Source organism: Mycobacterium arosiense ATCC BAA-1401 = DSM 45069, from assembly GCF_002086125.1.
GTDB lineage: Bacteria > Actinomycetota > Actinomycetes > Mycobacteriales > Mycobacteriaceae > Mycobacterium > Mycobacterium arosiense.
Window position 1 is genome coordinate 13,268 of the sequence record NZ_MVHG01000066.1, and the last position, 16,743, is coordinate 30,010.

Annotated in this window: 16 protein-coding genes; 4 read left to right on the forward strand and 12 right to left on the reverse strand. The window is 67.4% G+C overall.

Annotation, left to right across the window (positions count from 1 at the left end):
* Nucleotides 1-32 precede the first annotated feature (32 nt).
* Complete coding sequence (locus tag BST14_RS20525; protein WP_083066220.1) at nt 33-1,166, reverse strand: NAD(P)H-dependent amine dehydrogenase family protein; 1,134 nt, start codon at nt 1,164-1,166, stop codon at nt 33-35.
* A 74-nt stretch (nt 1,167-1,240) separates the two neighbouring features.
* Between BST14_RS20525 and BST14_RS20530 the strand changes: the two genes are divergently transcribed.
* The 4 genes from BST14_RS20530 (at nt 1,241) to BST14_RS20545 (ending at nt 5,559) form a co-directional block, all read left to right on the forward strand.
* On the forward strand, nt 1,241-2,119 hold the full coding sequence (locus tag BST14_RS20530) for a helix-turn-helix domain-containing protein (protein WP_083066221.1): 879 nt from the start codon (nt 1,241-1,243) through the stop codon (nt 2,117-2,119).
* 25 nt (nt 2,120-2,144) lie between these two features.
* Nucleotides 2,145-2,870 carry a pirin family protein gene (locus BST14_RS20535; protein ID WP_083066222.1) on the forward strand — a complete coding sequence of 242 codons (726 nt, stop codon included), beginning with the start codon at nt 2,145-2,147 and terminating at the stop codon, nt 2,868-2,870.
* A gap of 59 nt (nt 2,871-2,929) precedes the next feature.
* Nucleotides 2,930-4,372, forward strand: a complete 1,443-nt coding sequence (locus BST14_RS20540) for a YhgE/Pip domain-containing protein (RefSeq protein WP_083066223.1) — start codon at nt 2,930-2,932, stop codon at nt 4,370-4,372.
* Nucleotides 4,373-4,434: 62 nt separating this feature from the next.
* Nucleotides 4,435-5,559: a phosphodiester glycosidase family protein gene (locus BST14_RS20545; protein ID WP_142279518.1), complete on the forward strand. Its 1,125-nt coding sequence runs from the start codon at nt 4,435-4,437 to the stop codon at nt 5,557-5,559.
* On the opposite strand, the gene BST14_RS20550 is transcribed toward BST14_RS20545, so the two are convergent.
* The 11 genes from BST14_RS20550 to BST14_RS20600 all read right to left on the reverse strand — a co-directional run.
* Nucleotides 5,552-6,253, reverse strand: coding sequence for a YoaK family protein (locus tag BST14_RS20550; protein ID WP_083066224.1), 702 nt, complete (start codon nt 6,251-6,253; stop codon nt 5,552-5,554). The two genes, BST14_RS20545 and BST14_RS20550, sit on opposite strands and share 8 nt — an antisense overlap.
* Nucleotides 6,254-6,270: 17 nt before the next feature.
* Complete coding sequence (locus tag BST14_RS20555; protein WP_083066225.1) at nt 6,271-7,038, reverse strand: mammalian cell entry protein; 768 nt, start codon at nt 7,036-7,038, stop codon at nt 6,271-6,273.
* On the reverse strand, nt 7,005-7,559 hold the full coding sequence (locus BST14_RS20560; RefSeq protein ID WP_083066226.1) for an Rv1363c family protein: 555 nt from the start codon (nt 7,557-7,559) through the stop codon (nt 7,005-7,007). Before BST14_RS20560 ends, BST14_RS20555 begins: the two co-directional genes overlap by 34 nt.
* Nucleotides 7,556-8,527 carry an RDD family protein gene (locus tag BST14_RS20565; RefSeq protein WP_083066227.1) on the reverse strand — a complete coding sequence of 324 codons (972 nt, stop codon included), beginning with the start codon at nt 8,525-8,527 and terminating at the stop codon, nt 7,556-7,558. The genes BST14_RS20560 and BST14_RS20565 overlap by 4 nt, the downstream gene beginning before the upstream one ends.
* Nucleotides 8,524-9,276 carry an Rv1363c family protein gene (locus tag BST14_RS20570; RefSeq protein ID WP_083066228.1) on the reverse strand — a complete coding sequence of 251 codons (753 nt, stop codon included), beginning with the start codon at nt 9,274-9,276 and terminating at the stop codon, nt 8,524-8,526. Before BST14_RS20570 ends, BST14_RS20565 begins: the two co-directional genes overlap by 4 nt.
* Nucleotides 9,246-10,796, reverse strand: a complete 1,551-nt coding sequence (locus BST14_RS20575; RefSeq protein WP_083066229.1) for a virulence factor Mce family protein — start codon at nt 10,794-10,796, stop codon at nt 9,246-9,248. The genes BST14_RS20570 and BST14_RS20575 overlap by 31 nt, the downstream gene beginning before the upstream one ends.
* Nucleotides 10,790-11,968, reverse strand: a complete 1,179-nt coding sequence (locus BST14_RS20580) for a virulence factor Mce family protein (RefSeq protein WP_083066230.1) — start codon at nt 11,966-11,968, stop codon at nt 10,790-10,792. The genes BST14_RS20575 and BST14_RS20580 overlap by 7 nt, the downstream gene beginning before the upstream one ends.
* Before the next feature lie 17 nt (nt 11,969-11,985).
* Nucleotides 11,986-13,602, reverse strand: coding sequence for a virulence factor Mce family protein (locus BST14_RS20585; protein WP_083066231.1), 1,617 nt, complete (start codon nt 13,600-13,602; stop codon nt 11,986-11,988).
* Complete coding sequence (locus BST14_RS20590) at nt 13,599-15,191, reverse strand: virulence factor Mce family protein (protein ID WP_083066232.1); 1,593 nt, start codon at nt 15,189-15,191, stop codon at nt 13,599-13,601. Before BST14_RS20590 ends, BST14_RS20585 begins: the two co-directional genes overlap by 4 nt.
* Complete coding sequence (locus BST14_RS20595; protein WP_062887876.1) at nt 15,188-16,228, reverse strand: virulence factor Mce family protein; 1,041 nt, start codon at nt 16,226-16,228, stop codon at nt 15,188-15,190. The genes BST14_RS20590 and BST14_RS20595 overlap by 4 nt, the downstream gene beginning before the upstream one ends.
* Nucleotides 16,225-16,743 (reverse strand): MCE family protein (locus tag BST14_RS20600; RefSeq protein WP_211280777.1); only part of this gene is annotated, 519 nt, incomplete at its 5' end. The genes BST14_RS20600 and BST14_RS20595, both read right to left, overlap by 4 nt.

Consider the following 16,743-nt stretch of genomic DNA (forward strand, 5'->3'; position numbering starts at 1 on the left):
CTCGCGCCGTTCCGGCGCTCGCCGTCGCCGGGTTAGAACAGCCGGCTGTCCGGCGACGGCCCGGGTACCGGGCGCACCAGGCCGGCGCCGGTGATCAGCGGCAGATCCAGTGCGGACAGCAGACCGGGCGGGGCGGCGCACACCGCGGGGATGGCGTTGACCATCCGCGACGAGCCGGCGATGCGGGCACCCAGGTCGTGGTCCGCGTCCTCGGCCATCTCGAATTCGCAGCGCATGCTCGGGGAACCCTCGATCTCCACCCGGTAGAGACCGCGTCCGGACGCCTGTCCGTATCCGAGGTCCTTCGGGGGAATACAGATGTGTGGCTGCGGCCAGTCCGGGGCGATGTCGTCACGCATGCGGGTCACGTGGTCGAGCACGAAGGTCGGCTTCCCGTCGACGTATCCGGTGAGCGTCGAGCGCATCGCGGCGATGGTCCCGGCCGCGATGTGACCGGTGGGCGTGTCGAAGGACTCGGCGGCCGGTACGCGCTCGTTGCTCTCCTCGATGTTGTCGATCTTGACGCCCAGCCCGGCCGCCAGCTGGTGCAGCACCGGCCCCCAGCCGAACGCGAAGATTCCCGGCTGGGCCGCGAACGCCGGGTAGTCCGGCTGCTGGCCAAAGCCCAGGATCTCGTAGACCGCGGAGCGGTCCGGGTAGGTCGCGTAATTGAACATCTCGGTCACCCGTACCGACTCGATCACCCGGGACACTCCGGTAAGGACCAGCGGCAGAACGTCATTGGCGAACCCGGAGTCGATGCCGGTGGTGAAGAACGAGACGCCGCCCTCCAGTGCGGCCTCGCGCAACGGATCGGTGAAGGCGGCGTCGACCGCGTCGGGAAAGACCAGCGGCACCACCGAGCACGACACCACGTTCTTGCCCGCCCGCAGGATCGACACCATGTCCGCGACGGCCTCCAGCGGTCGCAGGTTGGCGCCGGCCGCGTACACGACAGCGTCGGCGTCACCGGCCAGCAGGGCGGCCGGGTCCTGGGTGGCCCGCACCCCGACCGGCGCGATGCCACACAACTCCCCGGCATCGCGGCCGGCTTTCGCGTCGCTGTGCACGACGAGGTCGACCAGTTGTAACTCCGGATGGTCGATCACCCCACGCAGGGCGATCACGCCCATCGAACCGGGCCCCCAAACTCCCACCTTCAACACGATTGTCTCCTAATATTAGGACGCATATTCTTGCATTTTGGACGGATCGTAAGGAGGCGGCGGTGGATACGTCAATGGCCGCAACCCGCGGCGAGTCGGGCACCAAGTCGCCGCCCACCGCGCGGGTGATGGATGTTCTTGCCGCCCTGGCGAACTCACCACGCGGGCTGTCCTCGGCCGAGTTAGCGAAGAACTGCGCGATCAGCACCTCGACCTGCGCGCTGGTGCTCGCCGAACTGGAACGCCGGGCCTGGGTGGGCCGGCGAGGCGATCGTCGCTACGTGCTGGGCAGCGGGCTGTTCGGACTGGTCCATGGGCTCCGCGAACAGTTTCCGCTGCTGGACCGTGGGCGCGACGCGCTGCGCTTCCTGCACGACACGCTCGGCGCGGGCTGTTCGATGTCGAAAATCGGCCCCCGGCATCTGACCACCGTCGACGCGGTCGGCCACGGCACCGACGGCGAACACGCCGTGGGACAGCGCTTCCCCATCGACCCGCCGTTCGGTCTGGTCGCGATGGCCTGGCGTGACGACGACTTCGTCCAAGCGTGGTTGCACCGCGTGTTGCCCCGGCTCACCCGCACCGAGATCGCCGAGCACCAGCGGGTGCTCGCCGACATTCGCGCCCGCGGATACGGCGCATGGCGTTTCGACGACACCCACCGGTCGCTGCACACTCGGCTGGCCGACGTGCTGGCCTCGCTGGAGCCCATGGCCCAGGTCACCCGCCAGCTCACCACATTGATGACGATGGTGACCCTGCAGTCGGTCACCAACTCGCTCGAAGACGACCTTGCCACAACCGAATTCGTAGTCCTGCCGATATTCGACCACGATGGCCAGCCCGAGTACCAAATCGAGATCCACCTGGGTCACTCGACCGGGCTGACCATGCCGGAACTCGACGCCGCGCTCCGTCACGCCCAAGGACTGCTCACCGACGCGGTGACCTGACGCGACGCACGATTAGGCTGGGATCATGTCCGCCACCACGCAGGTCAAAAGCGCGGCAAGCCGGGCCGTCACCACCACCGGATGGCTGACCTCCCGGCACTCATTCTCCTTCGGTGACCACTACGACCCGGACAACACCCATTTCGGGCTGCTGCTGGTGAACAACGACGATATCGTCGCGCCCGGAATGGGATTCGACACCCATCCGCACCGCGACATGGACATCGTGACCTGGGTGCTGCGCGGCCAGCTGTCGCATCACGACTCCGCCGGCAATCGCGGGGTGATCTATCCCGGTCTGGCGCAACGCATGTCGGCCGGCAGCGGGATCCTGCACTCCGAGCGCAATGAGTCCCCCAGCGAGCCGGTTCATTTCGTGCAGATGTGGGTGGTGCCGGATGAGGCCGGGGGCGATCCGAGCTACCAGCAGCATGAGATCGACGACGAGCTGATGGCCGGCAATCTCGCGACGATCGCCTCGGGCAGGCCGGCGCATGACGCCGCGATCACCCTGCACAACCGCGACGCCGCCCTGCACGGAACGCGGTTGCCTCCCGGCGCATCGGTAGACCTTCCGTGCGCCCCCTACCTGCATCTCTTCGCGGCCCGGGGACGGGTCGTCGTGGAGGGGATCGGGACGGTCGGCGAGGGCGACGCGGTGCGCTTCACCGATGCCGACGGCCGGCGCGTCACCGCGAGCGAGCAGTCGGAACTGCTGATCTGGGAGATGCACGCGAAGCTGGGTGATTGAGGCCATAGAGGGTTGGCGTCGCCAGCCCATAAAGTGGGCACGACAGAACAGGAGTCGGCATGCCTCACTCGCACCCGCAGCACGCGGCGCCCAACCTCAACCGGAATATCAAGGCGGTCCGCACCGTGCGATTCTGGGCGGCCCCCCTGGTCATCACCCTGGCTCTGATGTCGGCGTTGTGCGCGCTCTATCTCGGCGGCATCTTGAACCCGACGACCAACCTGCATCACTTCCCCGTCGCGGTGGTCAACGAGGACGCCGGCCCCGGCGGCGCACAGATCGTCGACCGGCTGGTCAATGGATTGGACAAGAACAAGTTCGACGTCCGCGTGCTGTCCCGCGCCGAGGCCAGGCACCAAATGGACACCGGCCTGGTGTACGGCCAGGTGCTGATACCGCCGAGCTTCTCGTCGATGTTGCGCGACTTCGCGACCAGTGCGGTGTCGCCGGCCCGCACGGACCGCCCGTCGATCACGGTCTCCACCAATCCGAGGGCCGGCACGCTCGGCGCGAGCATCGCCGGACAGACCCTCAATACGGCGATGGGGATGGCCAATGGCATAGCTGGGCAACGGGTTATGGCGCAGGTGGCCGCGCAGACCGGGGGCGCACCGCTGCCCGGCGCGGCCGTCGTGGGTCTGAGCGCCCCCATCGACATCCAGTCGAACGTGTACAACCCGCTGCCGAACGGCACCGGCAACGGCCTGTCGGCCTTCTATTACGCGCTATTGCTGCTGCTGGCCGGATTCACGGGCAGCATCGTGGTGAGCACGCTGGTGGACGCGCTGCTCGGTTACGTGCCGGCCGAATTCGGTCCGGTGTATCGGTTCGCCGAGCAGGTCAGGATCTCCAGATTCCAGACGCTGTTGTTGAAGTGGGCCATGATGGTGCTGCTCGGGCTGCTCACCTCGGCGGCGTATTTGGCGATCGCCAACGGGCTCGGCATGCCCATCGATCACACCTGGCAACTCTGGGCGTTCGGCGTCTTCGCGATCGCCGCGGTGGGCATCACCTCGAGCTCGTTGCTTTCGGTGCTGGGCACGGCCGGGATGCTGGTCAGCCTGCTCATCTTCGTGATCCTCGGGCTGCCGTCGGCCGGCGCCACGGTGCCCTTGGAGGCGACGCCGTCCTTCTTCCGCTGGCTGGCCGGATTCGAACCGATGCACCAGGTCTTCCTCGGGGCTCGGTCGCTGTTGTACTTCGGCGGCCGCGGCGACGCCGGGCTGACGCAGGCGCTGGCGTTGACGACGATCGGCCTCGCGGTCGGCCTTCTTCTCGGTGGCGTCGTCACTTACCTGTACGACCGCAAGGGCTTTCACCGGATACCGGGCGCGGCCGAGTTGGCCATCGCCCAGGAGCACCAGTCGAAGCACCAGACCCGCCGCGCCAGGCACGCCGAACCGGCCGCCGCCGGGCCCACCGCTGCCGACGCCTCCCCCGCCGGGCCCACCGCTACCGAGGCGGCCGCCGGCGAGCACGAAAGTTCCAGCGAGCAAGCGTAATTCGGGCGTGGCCCGACCGTCACCGCGTCGTGATTTTGTTGACAGTGTGACTACTGAGGCTGATGATTTTTATCATTCATCAGTTCCGGGCGGAAAGGGCTATCGTGCTGACCCGACGCGCCAGCTTCCGCCGGCTGGCTGCGTCGTGCGCCGCCCTCGTCGCTTGTTTCACGCTCGCCGTCACCTCGGGGCAACCCCTCGCCCGGGCCGCCGACGGCCGCGATCTGCTCGCCAATGCCATCGGCAGCACCCGTGGTTCCTATCTGGTCTACAACTTCGGGCCCGGCCATCCCGCGCCGATGCTCAACGCCGGCGGCAAGTGGTACGAGATGAACAACGGCGGTCACCTGATGATCATCAAGAACGCGGCGGGACGGCTGTCGCCGCACCTGCTGGTCGACACGCACCGCGGCGATCAGGCCCGCTGCGAGAACAACCCCGGGGCGCGCACCGGCGAGGGGCTCTGGCAGGCCTCCGAGCTCTACGCGCCGCTGCAGGCGTGGCAACGCATGGGCCAGCCGACCATCGCCATCAACGCCAACTTCTTCGACGTCCGCGGACAAAAGGGCGGCTCGTGGCGCCAGACCGGCTGCAGCTCACCGCTGGGCGCGTTCGTGGACAACACCCAGGGCCAGGGTCGCGCCAACCAGGCGGTCACCGGTACCGTCGCCTACCCCGGCAAGCAGGGTCTGTCCGGTGGCGGCGAGAGCTGGAGCGCGCTGTCGACGATGATCCTGCCGTCCGGTGGTGCGCCATACGTGGTGTGGCCCAGGACCAAGAGCGACTACGACGCCGCCACCCCGGTGGTCGCCGACCTGCTCAACAAGAACGAGAAGTTCGTCGCCGTCTCGGGCATCGGCCTGTTGGCGCCCGGCAACACCGGGCAGCTGCACGACGGCGGACCCAGCGCGGCCCGAACGGCTTTGGCCTACGCCAGGCAGAAGGACGAGATGTACGTCTTCGAGGGCGGCAACTACACCCCGGACAACATCCAAGACCTGTTCCGCGGGCTGGGCAGTGACAACGCGGTGCTGCTCGACGGCGGCGGCTCGTCGGCGATCGTGCTGCGCCGCGATACCGGGGGCATGTGGGCCGGCGCGGGGTCACCGCGGGGATCGTGCGACACGCGGCAGGTCCTGTGCGATTCACACGAGCGGGCGCTGCCCAGCTGGCTGGCGTTCAATTAACAACGGGCACTGCGGGTTTCGCCGCCGGCGGGCCGAAGCGGAAGATCAGCAGGCTGGTGGCGATCACCGCCGCGGTGACGACGAACACCGGGGCGATCACGTATCGCGACATCGTCGCGCCGAAGAAGGCTCCGGCGCACATGGTGGCGACCACGCCGATACGCAACCTTTGCCGTTCACCGGTTCCCCCGGCCAGCCGGCTGTCCAGTCCGAAGCTTACGATCGTCGAGGTCAGCACCGTGGTGGAGAGCTCTTGAATGCCGAACTGGCGCGCGCTGGAGTGTTGTAGGCCAAACGTCACCGCGAGCATGCCGATCATGATCAGCTTGGAGGTCGCCTGATAGCGCAGCACTCCGGTGCCCGCCAGCAGGGCGATGACCAGCAGCAGGACTATTTCGATGGTCAGCACCGTCGTGATCCACGTCCGCGTGCGCGGGCCGAAATGTCGCGACAACCGGCCGCTGAGGATCGCGGTGCAGATGAAGGTCGGCAGGGCAACCGCGACGGCGGTCAGGTCGATGACTGTTCTTGGGGCGAACCAGAATCCGAGGAAGATCACGTTACCGGTCATGTTGGCGACGAACACGTGACCGAGCACCAGGATGCTGATCGAGTCGGCCAGTCCGGTGGCGAAGGTCAACAGCAGCAACGCCGCTACGGTCCATCGCTCGGATACCGGTGACGTGACGGCCATGCGCCCGGCCTCGCCCGCTAAACCTTGGGCGTCAGATCCAGCGACGTAATCGTCGTCATCCTGGTCACCAGCCAACGGTCGTGGGAACGTTTCAGGAACAGCCGGTAGGACAGGTACTTCAGCGACGGGACGTTCTTGGTCAGCGGACTGGTGGACGTCGTATTGGTGTACACGATGACCACGGCGTTGGTGTCGTCGAGCGTTTCGACCGCGGCGCCGGTCACGTCGGTGTGGTTGGTGATCTTGGCCTGCTTGTTGGGGGCCACGATCGCGTCGACGAATTTACGGTACTGCGCCTCGAAATCGCCGCTGAGATACCGGGACGCCCGATCGGCCAGGGTGTCCATGTTTTCCGGCGTGTACGTCCATAGCGTGGTGATCGCGTTGGCGGCGGTCCGCGCGACGTTCAGTTTCGTTGCGGCTGTGGCCCGGTCGGTTAGATACGGCTGCAGCATCGCGCCGGCGAATGCGGCGGAGCCGACAAACAACAGGGCGGCAATGGTGGCGACGACGGCCCAAACCTTGCCGGTCCGCCGGTTCTTGCGCGCGGCGGTGTTCTGTGGCGCGTCCGCCACCCGCTCGGCGTCCTCGCCGGTGGTCTCGCCATCGGCGTCGTCCGATTCGGCCGCGTCCCCCCCGGCGGCTGCGGATTCGGTTGCGGCATCGGCCTCTTCGTCGTGGCGCTCCGGGCGGGCCCCCTCCGCCGCACCAGGCGCGTCGTCCCCCGCGGCGGCCGGGTCCTGCTCGCCGGTCACATCACCTGCTGCAGGTTGCTGATCTTCCACTGGTTCCCTTCCTGCGTCGCGGTCGCGGCCCACCGATTGGCGTTCTCCAGAACCTGCTTTTCGTCCGGCGACTTGGTGGTGATCGCCGTTGCCACCATGACATTGGCGCTGCCGTCGTCGTTCCAGCGCTCCAGGCCGGCGTCCAGGACATTGCCGGTGGCCGGTTCGGCCCGGGCGACCTGCAGCAGGATCTCGTTGGCGTTCTTCTCATACTGCTTGGCGAAGTCCCCGGTCGCCTGCGCCAGGATCCGGTTCACGTAGTCGTTGGCGTGAAAGGGATCGATGGAGACGAACTGCGTCATGAACCCCGTCACGTAGGTGAGCACCTCACGGTCCTTGGACGCGGCCCGAGCCCGGGATTCATGCGAGACGAGCATCAGCGTGGCGGCGGTGATCGACACCACCATGAGCGCGGCGGCGACCGTGCCCGCCAGCGGCATCAACCATGGCCGGCGGGCCTCGACGGGGCGCGCGCTGAGCAGTGGCCGCTCGCCGGGCGCATACCTGCGGCGGGGACTCACTTGCCACTCCCCGGCTGCTTCGGCTTGGTCAGTACGGTGAGATCGTCCACGCGCCAAGCGTTTCCGGGCCCCCTGGCGAAGGCCACCCGCACCGTCGCGCTGATGTAGCGCTGCTCGGGCCCGGTGCCGCGTCGGCCTTGCATGAAGATCAACATCGTCGCTGCGGACGGGGCGGCCGATTCGATCGAGCTGTTGGTGACCCAGTATTCGTTGATGACCGGATGCCCCTTTTGCACCAGGTCCTGCTGGGCCGACAGCTGGGGCCGATACTTGTCGGTCGCCAGCGACAGTGCCCGGGCGAAGTCGTCGTGCAGCGACTTGGGGTCGTAGGTCAGCATCTGGGCAACGATTTTCGGCCCCTGCGTCGCCAGCTGGGCGCGGGTCTGATCGGTCGCCCGGTCCTGCCAGTACGCCCCGAAAAAGCTCATCGCGACCCCGGCCAGGCAGAGCGCCGCGGCGCTCAGCACCGCGACCGCGCTCCAGCGGCGGATGTGCGGCGGCGACGCGTCCGGTGGGAGGCGTCGCACTTCGGTGCGCGCCAGCATGTCGGCGAAGGTGCGTCGCCGCGAATCCCACAGGGGCCAAAGCCATCCCACCACCGATGCGGTATCGAGCAGATGCGCGATATCGCGCAGCAGCAGGGCCCACGGGCCCGGTGCGGCGCCGGTGCGTCGCGTCACCGCGATACCGGCCAGAGCGCGGCCCAGGCTCCATCCGGTGATCACCGGCAGCAGCAACCGGTTGGCCAGCATCAGCAGGGTGACGATGCCGAGCACGGAAATGCTCAGCCACCACCACACGCCCTGGGCCGGCACGGTACGCAGAACCAAGGCCATCGTGAGGATGACGGCGAGACCCACCACCGCGTCGACCGCGAACGCGGTCACCCGAGAATGCCACGGCACCAAGGCTTCCCGCGGTGACTCCTGGATTGCCGGGGGCGCAGTCTGTTCGACCACCACCGTCACTTCGTCACCTGGTCGAGCTTGGAAATCTTGTACTGCCCTTCGGCGAACGCCATTTTCACGCGCAGTCGGTAGCCGGCCTCGTTCTGGTTCTGGTCGCTGGCCACCTTGACGCGCAGCGCGACGAGGATGTCGATCGATCCGTCTCTGTTGTTGCGCTCGACCGCCGCCCGGACATCCGACACCTGAACGTGAATGTTCGCGGCCCGATACGCCTGCACGAGCATGCTGGTGTAGAGCAGCGCCTGCGAGCGGAACGCATCGGTGCCGCAGTCGACGATCTTCTGCTCGCTCGCGGTCATCGCGTTGGTGTCCGGCGCCTGGGTCGCGGAGACGCATTCCACCGCCGCCTTCAGCGCCAGGGCGTCGTTGCGGGCGATCTGTTGGCTTTGCTGGTGGTAATGCAGCGCGAGGTAGCCACCGGCGCCGATGCCGGCGGCGCACAGCACCAGCACCGCGGCGATAGCGGCCAGCCACCCGCGGGTCACCCGCGCCGGGCGACGCTGGGCGACCGCGACGGACTCGCCGGCTTCGGTTTCGCCCTCGGCGGGGCCGTCCTCGGACTGGCCGGCCCCGGCGTCGACACCGGCGGCATCGTCGGTGGATTCGATCGGATCCGCGGAGGCGTCCTGCGGACCGGTCTGCTCGGCGCCGTTCTCCAGCGCCGTCGAATTCTCGCTCTTGTCTTGGATGGTCAACGAATCGTCCGTGTCGATGGGGTTCAGCCGGCCGGCGCCAGCATCTCCTTCCATCCGTCGTCTCCTGTTCTGGTCGAGTTCTCGACGGAGTATTTAACTCCGTCTGGCCCTACCAGTTCACCGCTTTGGGGACTGTAGATCGCCGAGGGAGGCCCGCTGGGTTTGTAGACGCAGGGGTTGGGCTGCTGGCCATTGCACTGCACGGTACCCGACCCCGGCCGGGACAACGGATCGCTGGTCGGCGGGGGTGTGCCCGCCACCCGGTCCGAGGGCGCCGGGTTGAGCCCGTTGTCCACCGACGGCGCGGGGATCACCATGCCCGGCTTCACCGGCTGGTCACAGCGAGCCGAGGGCGCGGGGCAGGTCAGAGTCTGATTCGGGTCGCCGTACCAGGGGTTGGTACCGGCGGGCACATACGGCTTGGGGTCGCGGCATTCCCGTGGGGTTGCGGCCCGCTTGCCCGGAATGTCCGTGCACGGGATGTTGCGCGACCCGCGCACACTGTTCGCCGGTGTCTCCATCGGAATCTTGCAGTACGTGCCGGTGGGCAGCGGCTGGATGCTGGTGTCGGCCGGGGACCGCCACTCCGACGCCGGAATGAAGCCGGTCAGGCAGGGCGGGGGCTGGTTGATCGACAGCGCCAGGTCCAGCGCGGCCATGTTCGGGAACGGCGCCGCCACCGTCTGGGCGATCGACGCGCCCTGGGGCAGGAACACCAAAACCTGCTCGACGCCGGTGTGATAGCGCTTGAGCAGGTCGAACACGACCTCGAGGTTGGCCAGGGTCTGCGGCAGCGAATCCTTGACGTCGTTGAAGACGGAGTTGACCTGGTCGGCCGTCGGCGCCGCCTGGCGCAGCAGGCTTCTCAGGTGTTGGTCCTCCTGCGCCGACTGCGCACCCAGCCTGTTCAGGTTGCGCGCCCAGCGCTCGATGTTGTCACCCGATTTGACCTGGCTGTCCAGCACCGGGCCGGAGTTCTGGATGATGTCGTTGACGTCGGTGATCTGGTTCTTGAAGTCGCCGACGATCGCCTGCGTGGCGTCGACCAACCGCTGCAGGTTGGGGCCCAACCCGCCGACCGACTGCGCCGTCTCGTCGAGGAGCCTCCCGATCTTGTCCTTAGGCAGCACCGCCAGGCCGCGGTTCGCCGTGTCCAGGGCCGGCCCGATCTCGGCGGGCACGGTGCCCTTCGTGATGGTCTGTCCTTCTGACAGGTACTTGCCGGGGTTGCCGCTCGACGTCAGGTCCAGATACTGCTCACCAACGGCCGACACCGAGTGCACGTTGGCGGTCGCATCGATCGGGATCTTGTAACGGCTGTCGATGCTCATGGTCGCCTGGGCGCCGCGCTCGGTCGGCTCGACGTCGGTCACCTTGCCGATGGTGATGCCGCGATAGGTGACGTTGGCCGTGGGATACAGCCCGCCGGAGGCCGGCAGGTCGGCCTTCAGCGTGTAGCGGCCGATGCCCGCCAGGCTTGGGATCTGCAGGTAGTAGATCCCCAGCACCAACAGCGAGATGACGGTCAGGATCCCGAAGGCGATCAGCTGGCGTCGGATGAAGGGAGTCAGCAATTCCTGTCCCCCCTTTCCACCAACGGCCCGCCGGGTGCGTCATTCGGGTTCGGCGTGTAACGCACGTCCGGGATCATCGTCTCCGGGTCGCGCCCGAACGACTGCTCGAGTGCCCGCAGGGCTCCCGACAATCCGGTCCCGGTGAGGAAGGCGTTGTCGACGGCGCTGTAGGTCAGGTCGAGCGTCAGCGAGATGTTGATGTAATCACCGCGGAAGATCTTCGGGACCGTGTCGATGTCGAACGGCTGGGTCAGGATCAGCTTCAGCGCGCCGATCAGGTACGGCGAGGCCTTGCCGAGCTCCTTCAGCGGGCATTGCAGCGCCTGCAGATCGGTGTGCAGCGGCCCGCGCGCCTCCGACAGGTATTGGTCGGCGGCCTGGCTGAGCCGTCCCACCGAGTCGACGGCGTTGATCAGCAGGTTCTTGGTGTCGGCGAAATGCTTGATCAGCGGCGGGATGTCGGTGAGCACCCGATCCAGGACGTCGGCCCGGCCACCCACGTAGGTCAGCAGGCGGTTGGTCGAGTCGATCGCGTGCGTGATGTCCTCGCGCTGCTGGTTGAGCTGATTGGTGAAAGTGTCCAGCTTGCCGAGCAGCGCCCGGATCGCCTCGCCCCGCCCGTTGAAGATGTTGTAGACCTCGTTCTGCAGCACCTCCAGGTTGGGGATGCCGCCGCCGCGCAGGATCAGCGACAAGCTGGCCAGCGTCTGCTCGGTGGTGGGGTACGAGGTCGAGTTCTTCAGCGGAATGGTGTCGCCGCTCTTGAGCAGTTCGCGCGACGGCTTCGGGGGCGCGGCGAGCTCGACGTGCTGTGAACCCAGCAGCGACGTCTGGCCGATCTTGGCGGTGGCGTTCTTCGGCAACTTGACGTTCTTGTCCACACCGAGCGTCAGGGTGGCGACCCAGTTCTTCAGGTTGATGGCCTTGATTGAGCCGACGAAGACGTCGGCGACCATCACTTTGCTGTTGCCGTTGATCGCCAGGGTGTCGGGCACCTGCACGTAGACGGTCATCGCCCCCGACCCGCTGCCGGGACCGCCCGGAATCGCGACGTTCGAGATGCCCTTCCAGCCACACGAGCTCAACACCGTCGCAGCCACCAGCAAGGTCAGTCCTTGCCAGGCCCGATGGCGGATCAGCCGAAGCGCGCCTAACGGGCTCCTCGCGCCCATCGCGCTCGTCGCGCACCTCACTGGCCACCTCCGAACTCAGCGGGTGCCGCCGGCCCACCCGCGTTCGGGGCGGGCGCGGACACCGGCGCCGGTGTCGGAGCGACCGGGCCCGGGATCACACCCGGCCCTGGCGGCGGCGGCGGTATCGGAACCTGCGGCGGGTTTTGGCCGATCACCGGAGCGATCGGGTTCTCGTCGTAGGCGTTGGGCGGACCCGGCGGGGTCTGCAGGTTCGACTGGACGGGTTCGATGTTCGGGCCCCCCATCAGCTCACCCAGCGACTCCGGGGTCATCAGGCCGGCGGTGATCGGCCCGACCTGCTGGCCCTGCATGCCCGGGGCGACGATCCAGCCCGGCTGGGTGTTGCGGTGCGACGTCGGGGTGTCCGGCACCCAGATGCCCGGAACGGTGGTGTCCTTGTAGCCGTTCGGCGGATGCAGCCGGTCCTCCGAATAGGCCACTTCCTTGGGCAGCGTCTCCGCCGTGCTGAACAGGTTCAAGCCGAACGGCGGGTAGTTGAACTTGATCGCGTCGAGGATCGGCGCGAGGTACTGCGCGCACAGCTCGGCCGACTCTTGGTAGCCCAACCGGCTGCCGGCCTGGATCGCGCTGCAGATGAACTGCATCGGGTTCGCAAAGTTGGTGATCGACGGGATGGCGACGACCGAACCGTGCGACGGGTGATAGATCTGGTTGATGTTCGCCGCGGCCGTCGGCAGCACGTGCAGCGCGGTCTCCAGCCCGTTCAGCGGATCCGGTTGCAGCAGCGCGTTCGTCGCGGTCTCGAGGTTGTTTACGTCCTGGGTCAGCACCCCGCGGTTCTGGTCCAGCCAGGGACGCACGGTGGTGAGCAGGGTGTCGAACTGCTGAATCGCGCTGGCGAGGGCGGTGTCGTCGTGGGCGAGCCGCGTGGTGAAGTCCGCGAGGTTCTGGTTGAGCGCGACGAACTGCTGGTCATCTTGGTGCAGCGCGTTGACGAACAGCGCCAGGCTGCGGACCACCGCGAAAAAGTCGCCGCGACCCTCGTTCAACGCGGTCAGCGCCTGCGACAGATTACTCAGGGTGGTGTTGATCTGCTTGCCCTTGCCGGCCAGCCCGTCGGCGAACGACGTGATGACCTCACCGAACGGTCCGGTCGGCTGCTCGGGTGTCGGCCCCAGCTTGGAGATGATGTTGGTGATGCTGTTGCGCAGCTGGTCCCACTCCACCGGCACCTGGGTGCGCTCTTCGGGAATCACCGCGTTGTCGGCCAGCACCGGGCCGCCCTTGTAGGCCGGCTCCAGCTGAATAGACCGCGAGGCCACCAGCGTGGGGTTGAGGATCACCGCCGAGGCGTTGGCCGGGACCCGGTACTTGTTCTCGTAGTGGAAGGTGACCTTCATCTTGTTGCCGGCCGGCTCGATCTTGTCGATCGCGCCCACCCGCAGGCCCATGATCTGGACCTTGTCCCCCTTGTACAGCGCGTTCGCCGCCGGGAAATAGGCCACCACGGTGTTGTTGGTCAGCTTCTCGTACAGCCGCCAGCCGACGAACGCGACGACGAGGGCCAACACGATCACCAGGGATCCGATGATGACCGATGCCCGCGTCAGCTTGGGTAGCCGGATGTTGCGGATGTCAAAGGCGGTGCTCAATTCTGGCTACCTCCTCCCGCTGCGCCGCTGCCTCCGGATCCGCCCGGGTTGATGAACGGTGCCGGCAGCTGGTTGCCCGGCCCGGGTGGCGCGGCCGGCCCCGGCGGTAAGCCCGGCGCGAACGTCGACGGTGGTGGCGGCGGCCCGGCCGGCGCCAGGTTCTCGGTGCGCGCGCCCGGGGGTGCTTGCGCCGGCAACGGCACCGGGGTGCCCGGAACGTCGGGCGGCGGATCGCCCGGCCGGCCCGCGATCGGGATGCCCGGCGTCGGCGGGAGCCCGGCGGGGTTGGGCGGCGACGTCATCACGTCGACCGGAGCCGGGAAGCCCGGCCCACCGAACGGCCCCGTCGTCGCACCCGCGCACGGCAACGGATTCCACGGCCGCGGCAGACCCGCGTCCCCGACGGTGACATTGCCACCCGGATTGGCCGGCGTGTATGAGCACGGCGATCCCGGTGGGACGGCCGGCCCCGGGTGATCGGGTGTGCCCTCGAGCACCGGCGGTGCCGGCGGCGGTGCGCCGTTGGGGAACCGGGTGCCGTTGGGGTCGGGGAACCGGTAGGCCGGCAGCCCGGCACTGCGCCAGAAATTCTCCGGATCGATGCCGCGCTTCTTGAAGGCGGCGTCCACCCAGGGCTGCGAAATCTGGTACAGGGCCAGGTTGTGCAGGACGACCTTGAAGAACGGGCCCGAGGCGATGGCCTCGTTCAGCGACGGCAGGAATTTGCCGACCTCGGTCAAACCGTTGGCCAGATCGTCTTTGCGCTGCACCAGGATGTCGCTGACGGTGCGTAGCTGTTCCAGCACGTGGTTGAGGTTCGGGTTGTCGTTGATCAGGCCCTTGACCTGCTCGGAGAACGCCGCGATGTTGCCCAGCAGGGCGTTGATGGCCTGGCCGCGCTCGTTGAAGGCGGTCAGCAGGGTCTTGGCGTTGACCAGCGCCCGGTCGATCTGATCGCTGCGGTCACCGAGGATGCCGGCCACCTGGTTGGCCTGGGCGAGCAGGTGCTTGACCTCCTCGTCGCGCTTGCCGATGGTGTCGGAGAACTTGGCCACCCCTTCGAGCGCCGGGCTCAGGTGCGGGTAGGTCTGGTCGATGGTCTGCGACAGGACGTGCAATGACTGCTTGACGGTGTCGATGTCCCAGCCCTGCGCCGCCTTGGTGACGTCGAAGAACGCGTCGTAGATCTGGTAGGGCGTGGTGCTCTGGCCGATCGGCAACGTCGCCCCGGGCCGCAGCGCCTGGGCGCCGCGCGGCTCGAGCTCGAGGACCTTCTTGCCGAGGATGGTGTCCGTCTTGACCGCGAGCCGGCTCTCGGTGCCGAAGGTTGCGGTGCCGGCGTTGAATTGGACCGCGATGTGATCGCCGTCGATCTTGAGGCCCTCCACCTTGCCGACGTCCACGCCGGCGATGCGCACCTTGTCACCTTTGCTGAGACCGCCGGTGTCGCTGAACTGCCCGTAGTAGTGCGGCTTGGCCATCAACATCGGGACGCTGGTGAAGCTCTGGCCCACGCCGATCACCAGCACCGTCACGACGATGCCCATCAGCCCGATGCGGACCCGGTTCGGGGGTTCGAGTGTTCTCATTGCGGCGTGCACCTGCCCGTAGGCTGCTGGAACAGCCGGACCGTCCGGACCGGGCCGCCGGCCTGCAGACCGTTGATCTTCAGGGTGATGTCGCAGGCGTAGAAGTTCACGAAGTCCCCGTAGGATCCGATGGCGCGCCCGATCATGTTCAACGCGGTCGGCACCTTCTTGAGGTAGTCCTGCAGTTGATCTTGCTGGTCGATCAGCGGCTGCTGCACGGCATCCAGATAATTGAGGGTCTTGTGCAGCAGGCCGCGGTCCTCGGCCAGCAGGTCGGCGACCGTGCCGGCGGCGTTGCTGATGTGCGCGGTCCCCCCTGCCAGTTGGTCACCGTGGTCCTTGAGACCGGTGATCAAGACTTCCAGGTCGTTGATTGTCTGGTCGAACTGCTGCCGGTGCCGGACCGTCGTGTCCAACACCGTGTTCAGGTTCTTGATGACCTCGCCGATGGCCTGGTCGCGCTCGCCGAGTTGGTTGGTCAGCTGCGCGGTCTGGTCGAGGATGTCGTTGATGGTGCCGCCCTGCCCCTGGAAGACGGTGACCAGCGCGGTCGCGATGCTGTTGACCTTTTGCGGGTCCAGCGCCCGGAACAACGGCTTGAACCCACCGATCAGGGCGTCAAGGTCGAGCGCTGGCTGGGTGCGGGCGAGCGGGATGAACCCGCCCGGCGGCAGCACCTTGTCGGCGCCTTCGCCTTGACCGCGCTTGAGCTCCAGGTACCGGTTGCCGATCAGGTCCAGGTAGCGGATCTGGGCGGTCGTCGACTGGTACAGCGGGATCGAGCGGTCGACATTGAATTTCACCCGCGCCCGCCTGCCGCCGTCGACCAGTTCCACCGTGTCGACCTTGCCGACCTCGACCCCGGAGGCGCGGACGAACTGGCCCGCGCGCAGACCGCTGACATTGGCGAACTCCGCCGTGTACCCGCTGGTGCGGTCGAAGCGCATCTGACCGAACACGACGATGATCATCACAGTGAAGACCAGCAGCACCACCGAGAAGATGCTGAGCTTGACAAGGGTTCCGGTGATTTTCATGGGTTGATCGTGTTATCCCCTACCTGGCGTCCCCAGACGTACTCGATCGCATACGGCGATCCGGTGTCCAGGTGGTTGTACGGCGCAAGGCTGTTGCCGGAGTCCATCACCAATTCCGGTGCGGGCCACAGGTCGTGGGTGAGCGGCTGCCAGCATCCCGGTGCACCGCCGGGGCCGCCGCGCGCGTTCACCCGCGGCAGGTTCTCCGGCCAGACGTAGGGGTTCGGCGCGCCGCCGACCAGACCGGCGACGCCGCCCAGGCCCAGCGTCAGCGCGGCGATGGCGACCAGCGACAGCGGGTTGGCGACCAGGCCCAGCCCGGACAGCGCCTGGGTGTGGCTGTTGAGCGAGTAGCCGTTGCCGCCCAGGAACGAGGCGGCCTTGGGCTCGACGTCGTGGTAGTTGCGCACGGTGCAGAACAGCTCGGGACTGTAGGTGTCCAGCAGCTGGGCGGTCGGCACCAGGTCGGCGGCCCCGCGGGCCAGATACGGCCCGCCCTTGTTGAACAGCTCGGC

Coding starts and splice junctions, on each gene's coding strand:
- BST14_RS20540 (WP_083066223.1), top strand. CDS start 2,930: ATGCCTCACTCGCACCCGCAGCACGCGGCGCCCAACCTCAACCGGAAT.
- BST14_RS20570 (WP_083066228.1), bottom strand. CDS start 9,276: ATGGAAGGAGATGCTGGCGCCGGCCGGCTGAACCCCATCGACACGGAC.
- BST14_RS20590 (WP_083066232.1), bottom strand. CDS start 15,191: ATGAGAACACTCGAACCCCCGAACCGGGTCCGCATCGGGCTGATGGGC.
- BST14_RS20580 (WP_083066230.1), bottom strand. CDS start 11,968: ATGGGCGCGAGGAGCCCGTTAGGCGCGCTTCGGCTGATCCGCCATCGG.
- BST14_RS20550 (WP_083066224.1), bottom strand. CDS start 6,253: ATGGCCGTCACGTCACCGGTATCCGAGCGATGGACCGTAGCGGCGTTG.
- BST14_RS20535 (WP_083066222.1), top strand. CDS start 2,145: ATGTCCGCCACCACGCAGGTCAAAAGCGCGGCAAGCCGGGCCGTCACC.
- BST14_RS20530 (WP_083066221.1), top strand. CDS start 1,241: ATGGCCGCAACCCGCGGCGAGTCGGGCACCAAGTCGCCGCCCACCGCG.
- BST14_RS20595 (WP_062887876.1), bottom strand. CDS start 16,228: ATGAAAATCACCGGAACCCTTGTCAAGCTCAGCATCTTCTCGGTGGTG.
- BST14_RS20545 (WP_142279518.1), top strand. CDS start 4,435: ATGATTTTTATCATTCATCAGTTCCGGGCGGAAAGGGCTATCGTGCTG.